Genomic DNA, 4,163 nt, shown 5'->3' on the forward strand with positions numbered 1-4,163 from the left:
ACCACCAAGTTTCCGCCCATGCAGGGCGCACCTCAAAAGAAGAAAATGACTCAAGCCATTTTCTTCGATAATTTACTTATAAAATTTTACCTTTTTTCTTGACAGCAATCCAAATTTCACTATGGACATTATTTCTATCAGACAAACCTTCCATAAATGAAATCTCCGGAGCTTCTACCAATTCATAATCTGAAGAAGGAAGCCATTCTGATACTATTTTCCCCCATGTCTCTTGCATAACTTTTGGAAAAGCACCTTCAGCTGAAAATATAGCCCAAGTTAGAGTTGGAACTTCTACTACATCAAAATCGGCAAAATCAGATTCTCTTGTTGTTAGAAAGCCAATCATATGTTCAAGACTACCTTTTTCCTCCATTCTATCATCATCAAAATTATAGGATACATTCACTACTTGATTTGGTTCCATGTTTGCATAGCTGTGCAGTTTTTTTCTTTGTTCCGGTGTAATAATTTTAGCTAACTTTATAATTTCTTGATTTTCTCCTTCAAATTGAATAGGAACTCTCTTTTTAACACCGACAATCTTAAAGGGGTCTTTTTTTTCAATTCTATAATCCATACTGATTCCTCCCTTAATCGTTAATTGAAAGGAGAGCTTTGGAAATGCTTTAAGCATATTTTTCTTTTTGACCTCTGAAGGACTGATTCCCGACCATTCCCGAAAGGCACGTGAAAATCCATCAACAGATTCATAACCATATTTGAATGCTGTATCTGTAACACTGATTCCTTCATGTAGCAAGTCAAAAGTGGCGTTAGATAATTTTCTATGACGTATATATTCACCTAATGACATACCAGAAAGGAATGAAAACATCCTTCGAAAATGATAAACAGAAGTTCCTGTAATTCTCTCCAATTCGTTATAATCAATCCCATCATTCATATGTGATTCAATATAATCCAACACCTCATTCATACTTTTTAGCACCACTTGCTCCCTCCTTCATGTATTAATTATAGTAACAATCATAAAACAATACCCGATGAAAAAGAAACGGTTATTGTCGGAATTAGATCCCTTTATAGAGTCAGAGTGAATAGATCACACGTTGATATATATAATGTATAAAGAGGGAATTGGTGTACATATGTTGAAATAACTTGAACAAGATATCTTTAAATAAGAGAGGAAGATTGGAATGAAAAGAAGATTCAATAAATTATAACCCCCATATAACAGATTAGGCTTACATTATTCACGAACCCCTCCATTGTGAATTGACTTTCCATTCAAGATTTATTATGACATGCGGAGGGATATTTAATGAGAAATGAACAAGAAATGGTGGACTTAATAATAAACACTGCCAAGGAAGATGAACGTATTCGGGCAGTATATATGAACGGTTCGAGAACCAATCCGAATGTTCCAAAAGATATTTTTCAGGATTACGATATCGTTTATGTGGTAACAGAAACTTCTACCTTCATAGAAGATGAGAATTGGATAAAGATATTTGGAGATTTGCTGATAGTTCAAGAACCAGATAAGCTTGATCAAGGTATTGGATTAGATATAAATTTCGAACGTAGATATGCATATTTAATGTTATTGGATATTCGGATTATTGTGTAGAAAAATAATATTACTTATTATAAGCCGCATAGTCGTAAATCGGATTATCGTGTGGAATCCCATTCAGAGGTAAGTTTATCATTGAAAAATTTATAAGATCGGTTTATAATACTTGTGAATATAAAATAATTTTATTCATAAGTTCATACAAGGAGGATTATGGATGTCAAGGGGATTTAGTGAACAAGAAAGACAAGTCATTACGAATTCTCTTATAGAACAAGGAAGGATCCTTTTTAGCAAATTAGGGTTTCAAAAAACAAGCATACTTGAAATCACCAAAAATGTTGGAATTGCTCAAGGGACCTTTTATAAATTCTTTCATTCAAAGGAAGAATTATATTTCGTTATCCTTGAAATGGAGGAACAAAAAATAAGGGAACAATTTTTGAATATTGAAGTTTGCAGGGAAGACCACCCTAAGAAAACAATTAAAACAATCCTTAAAGAGATGATTCACACAATCGAAACAAATCCACTTATTCGTGAGTTGTATATTGGAAGCAATATGGAGAAAATTCTGAAGAGACTGTCTCCGGAATTACTTGAGAAACACTTCATGAAAGATTCTAATGCCCTTTTGACTCTGGTTGAAAAATGGAGATTTTTAGGGATACATGTGAAGGAAGATCCAACTGTTATTGCTGGTTTACTTCGCTCGTTGTTTGTCCTCACACTTCATGAAAAGGAAATTGGTACACCCGTCTATAAAGAAACAATGAATTTGTTTGTTGACCTTATTGTTGATGGTCTTATTAAGGAGGAGTGAAAAAATGCTTCAAGCCATTCAAACAAACCGGTTATCCAAAAGTTATAAAGACTTTCAAGCTGTTAAAGATGTTTCATTAAGTATAAATAAGGGTGAAATTTATGGTTTTATTGGATTAAATGGAGCAGGAAAAACGACCACCATTAGAATGTTGCTTGGAATGATCCGACCTACTTATGGTACCTGCTACATAAATGGTGAGAAGGTAAATCATAAAAACCGCAGTATTTGGGGAAAAGTTGGGTATATGGTTGAAACACCCTATTCCTATCCCGAACTTTCGGTAGAGGAGAATCTTGAAATCTATCGTCGTCTTCGATTGATTTCAAATCCCCAAGTGATATCACAGGTGATGAATCAACTGAATATAGCACAGTTTTCTCAAAAAAAGGTGAAAGACCTTTCGTTAGGAAATGCTCAACGACTGGGTATTGCTAAAGCAATTCTACACTTGCCAGAAATATTAATTTTGGATGAGCCGGTGAATGGACTAGATCCTGCTGGAATTGTAGAAATAAGAGAATTACTTCGGGATCTGGCTTTTAATAAAGGGGTAACTATATTAATTTCAAGCCATCTCCTTAGTGAAGTTGCCAAAATTGCTACAAAAATCGGCATCATTCATGAAGGTCAGTTGATACAGGAAATTGAATCAAATGAATTAAATAAACTTCTTAACCAACGTCTAATCATTGATTCTGTTGATAACAAATCTGCTGTTTCTAAACTATCAATAGCTGGATATACCTCACTATTAAATAAGAATGGACTTATCGAGACCTATAACAAGAAAGCCATCCAACATCCCGAAGAAATATCCCGTTTTCTTGTTTACAAAGGATTCCCCCCAACTAAGCTAGTAGTGGAAGAAGAGGACTTGGAATCCTATTTTTTAAGAATTATCAGAGGGAAGGGAGAGGTAGTGCAATGAGCTATTTTTTTGCTACACTTCAGGCTGAGGGGCTCAAAATTTGCAAATCCAAAGTCATTTGGATTACAGTAATAGCTTTTTCAATTGCCCCTCTGATGGCTGGATTTTTTATGTTTGTATTGAAAAACCCGGAGTTTGCTAAAAGTTCAGGATTGCTTGGGGCTAAAGCACAAATTGCGGGGGAAGCAAATTGGCCCTCCTATTTAAGTTTACATGCCCAAATGATTGCAGTAGGTGGAACTCTAGTTTTTGGATTTGTTACAAGCTGGATATTTGGGAGAGAATATGCTGACCGCACGGTAAAGGATCTCTTGGCACTACCTTATTCAAGAGCAGTTATTGTCATCGCTAAATTTATTGCATCTTTTATAACAAATATCGTATTAAGTGCTTATATTGTGACCCTTGGTTTCTTAATTGGTTGGATAATCGGGCTGCCACAATGGTCTTCAGAGATATTGACACATGGTCTTTATGTACTGGCAGTAGTAACCATTTTAACGATAGCCCTATGTACTCCAGTCGCTTTCTTTGCCGGATACGGTGGAGGATATTTAGCTCCGTTAGGTTTTGTATTTCTCACCCTTGTTCTCTCCCAAATAGTTGCAGCTGCTGGCTTTGGTGACTACTTTCCATGGGCTATACCAGCAATCTATAGTGGGATAACAGATGGTGGAAGTCCTCTGGGTTGGAATAACTTATTAATCATTACCATTACCAGTTTATTAGGATTCTTTAGTACCTTGTATTGGTGGCTATTTGCAGACCAGCATTAAAAAGAAATATTATATCATTTCAATTTGTTGATACCGAATTGGCATACTCTTGTTATTTGGAGAGTATAAAATATTTTGTGTAAATAA

Annotated in this window: 4 protein-coding genes and 1 pseudogene; 4 read left to right on the forward strand and 1 reads right to left on the reverse strand. The window is 35.1% G+C overall.

All coding sequences use genetic code 11. The features are described from left to right. Positions 1 to 76: 76 nt before the first annotated feature. Positions 77 to 952 (reverse strand): AraC family transcriptional regulator, encoded by an 876-nt coding sequence (locus N784_RS15485; RefSeq protein ID WP_198134450.1) that lies wholly within the window; start codon positions 950 to 952, stop codon positions 77 to 79. 336 nt (positions 953 to 1,288) lie between these two features. Between N784_RS15485 and N784_RS15490 the strand changes: the two are divergent. The 4 genes and pseudogenes from N784_RS15490 to N784_RS15505 all read left to right on the forward strand — a co-directional run. Continuing rightward, a pseudogene (locus N784_RS15490) lies at positions 1,289 to 1,579 on the forward strand (aminoglycoside 6-adenylyltransferase); the annotation flags it as partial. Between the two features lie 184 nt (positions 1,580 to 1,763). After that, positions 1,764 to 2,369, forward strand: coding sequence for a TetR/AcrR family transcriptional regulator (locus N784_RS15495; RefSeq protein ID WP_036836443.1), 606 nt, complete (start codon positions 1,764 to 1,766; stop codon positions 2,367 to 2,369). A gap of 4 nt (positions 2,370 to 2,373) precedes the next feature. Continuing rightward, positions 2,374 to 3,300: an ABC transporter ATP-binding protein gene (locus N784_RS15500; protein WP_036836444.1), complete on the forward strand. Its 927-nt coding sequence runs from the start codon at positions 2,374 to 2,376 to the stop codon at positions 3,298 to 3,300. Next, on the forward strand, positions 3,297 to 4,076 hold the full coding sequence (locus N784_RS15505) for an ABC transporter permease (protein WP_036836446.1): 780 nt from the start codon (positions 3,297 to 3,299) through the stop codon (positions 4,074 to 4,076). Before N784_RS15500 ends, N784_RS15505 begins: the two co-directional genes overlap by 4 nt. The last annotated feature ends 87 nt before the right edge of the window (positions 4,077 to 4,163 follow it).

It is taken from the genome of Pontibacillus litoralis JSM 072002 (assembly GCF_000775615.1).
GTDB classification, from domain to species: domain Bacteria; phylum Bacillota; class Bacilli; order Bacillales; family BH030062; genus Pontibacillus; species Pontibacillus litoralis.

Bases quoted from the DNA above. Each gene is read 5' to 3' on its own strand.
- N784_RS15505 (WP_036836446.1), top strand. From the start codon at position 3,297: ATGAGCTATTTTTTTGCTACACTTCAGGCTGAGGGGCTCAAAATTTGC.
- N784_RS15495 (WP_036836443.1), top strand. From the start codon at position 1,764: ATGTCAAGGGGATTTAGTGAACAAGAAAGACAAGTCATTACGAATTCT.
- N784_RS15500 (WP_036836444.1), top strand. From the start codon at position 2,374: ATGCTTCAAGCCATTCAAACAAACCGGTTATCCAAAAGTTATAAAGAC.